The sequence below is a fragment of the Streptomyces phytophilus genome (assembly GCF_013870535.1).
In the GTDB taxonomy this organism is placed as follows: domain Bacteria; phylum Actinomycetota; class Actinomycetes; order Streptomycetales; family Streptomycetaceae; genus Streptomyces; species Streptomyces phytophilus.
The window spans coordinates 1-2187 of sequence record NZ_JACBXC010001035.1 but is presented as its reverse complement, the minus strand read 5'-3'; the positions used below and the strand labels follow the sequence as shown (position 1 = coordinate 2187).

Below are 2187 nucleotides of genomic sequence, written 5' to 3'. Positions count from 1 at the left end.
GAGGTGTGCGTTCTGACGTGTGTCCGACCGCATGCTCTCGCTCTCGCCGGTGGGCTTCAGGGAAGCGGGGTCGACGCGCCAGTGGCCGTACGGGCCGCGGCGGGCGGTGAAGCGGTAGGTCACGTCGTCCGTGACGGGGAGGCGGTAGGGGCGCCGGCCGTCGGCCGTGCGGCCGGTGCGGCGCCCGGGGCCCGGCACGGGTCCGGGTTCCGGGTCGGGTTCGGGAGCGACTATGCCCTCGTAGGCGAACTCGCCCAGCATCTTGGCGAGCAGCCGGCGGGAGGCCAGGTCCCAGTCGGTTCTGCGGGTGGTGTTCGCGGCGTCGGACAAGGGCGTTGGCTCCTCTCCGTCCTACGGCAGGTCGGGCCGTGGCGGCTCTGGCGGGTTCGCGGGCGTTCTCGGCGACGGGACGGGACCGGCGCCGCTGTCGCGCAGCGCGCGCTCGCGCACCATCAGCGCCGCCCGCTTGTCGGGCAGGGCCAGCTCCTCCTGGAAGTGGAAGCCGGCGTTCAGAAAGGCGGCGACCGACGGCACGTTGTGCACGTCCGGCTCCGCGAGCACGCGTCCGCACGACGCGCAGTTGTCGAACACGAGGTCGCTGACCGCGCGGATCAGCAGGGAGCCCAGCCCCCGGCCGCGGTCGGCGCCGCCGCCCAGGAGGAGATGGACACCCGTGTCGTACGGGCGCGCGCGGTAATACCCGGCGAGGGGGTCGCGGTCCGCGCGGTAGACCTCCCAGTAGCTCATCCGCACGCCGTCCAGGACGCCGAAGCACGGCACACTGTGCCCCGCTTCGAGCTGCGCGCGCACATGCCGCGCGGTGACCTCCACGGGGCCCGCGAGCTTCCAGAAGGCGGCCACGGAAGGGTCGTTCATCCAGCGGTGCAGCAGCGCCAGGTCGCGCTCGGGCTCGGCCGGGTCGATGGGCACCAGGCGGAACGGTCCTGCCCGGGTTCCGGCGGGCGCCCAGCAGGAGATGTCGTACGGCGCGGGGGACCGGGCGGCGGCCCCCAGGAGCCGGGCGAGGCCGACCCCGAAGTCGAGGGTGTCGTCCGGGAGCAGCTCCGGGGGCCTGGTGGGGGGCGGGGGATCGGCCGGCACGGGTCCTCTTCTCTTCGTACGGAAGGGAGTCGAGGTGCGGTCAGGAGACCAGCGGATTGGGGACGGTGACGTACACCGACTGCGTGTCCACCGGGCCGACCAGCTCGTCCAGGCCGTGCACCCGGGTCAGCAGGTTGGCCTTGCAGCGCAGCGTCCCGCCGCTCAGCAGCCGTTCGGCCAGCGCGCCCCGGCCGGAACCGCCGCCCGCGGCGGACTGCTCCAGGAAGCGCCGGAAGGCGGCGAGCAGCACGCGCTCGTCGACCAGGCCCGCGGCGCCGAAGGCGCCCACGAGGCCGAGGACGTTGTTGACGCCCACGTAGTAGGCGAAGCGCTCGTCCGCCACGCCGTCCGGGACGAACGTGTCACTGGCGGCGCCCAGGCCCGGCAGCCGGCGCTCCAGCTCGGCGCGGCGGGACTCGCGGAAGTAGTACCCCTGGTTGTCCCGGTACCGGCCGCCGGCCGGCCAGCCGTCGGAGTCGAGGAGCAGCACGGTGTTCTGCTGGTGGGCCTCCAGCGCCACGCCCGCCTCGGAGTCCAGCCACATCACCGGCCGTACGACCACTTCCAGGTAGCGCAGGAACCACTCCGCGGCCACCGCCGCCGTCCGCTGCCCCGTGGCGCCGGCCAGCCGCTCGACGACCTCCTGGAGGCGCGAGCGCATCGCGCCCCTCGGCGACCGCGGCACCGGGGACGTCAGTGCCGCGATGCACACGGCGTCGTCCTGCGCCGCGAACGGCTGGTGCCGTACGACCGCGTCCAGACCCGCGACGGGCTCGCCGGCCGCGGTGTCGACCGCCAGCCACGCCGGATCCCGTACGACGTCGAAGCCCGGCGCGCCCGGGAAGCCGCCGGGGAACGACGCCTGCCACTCCTTGCCGAGGCCGGAGCGCAACAGGCGGTGCACCTCCGTGCCGCGGTGCAGCTCCTTGCGGAGGTTCTCGCGCCGGGAGTTGGTGATGCGTACGCCGAGGGAGAGCTTCAGCATCGCGGGCGCACCGGGGCGGTACAGCGTCCGCACCGATGCGGTCGGGTGCCAGGGATCGCCGTGCGGGCCCAGGTCGCGCAGCAGACCGGCGTCGAACAGCG

Annotated in this window: 2 protein-coding genes and 1 pseudogene; all 3 read right to left on the bottom strand. The window is 74.4% G+C overall.

The window, feature by feature from the left end:
• Positions 1-330 (bottom strand): annotated as a pseudogene (locus tag H5J30_RS28715) (hypothetical protein); the annotation flags it as partial.
• Between the two features lie 21 nt (positions 331-351).
• Entirely contained in the window at positions 352-1101 is a 750-nt protein-coding gene (locus H5J30_RS28710) for a GNAT family N-acetyltransferase (RefSeq protein ID WP_181790196.1), read from the bottom strand.
• A 40-nt stretch (positions 1102-1141) separates the two neighbouring features.
• The coding region (locus H5J30_RS28705; protein WP_309505659.1) for an IucA/IucC family protein at positions 1142-2187 on the bottom strand (1046 nt) is incomplete at its 5' end.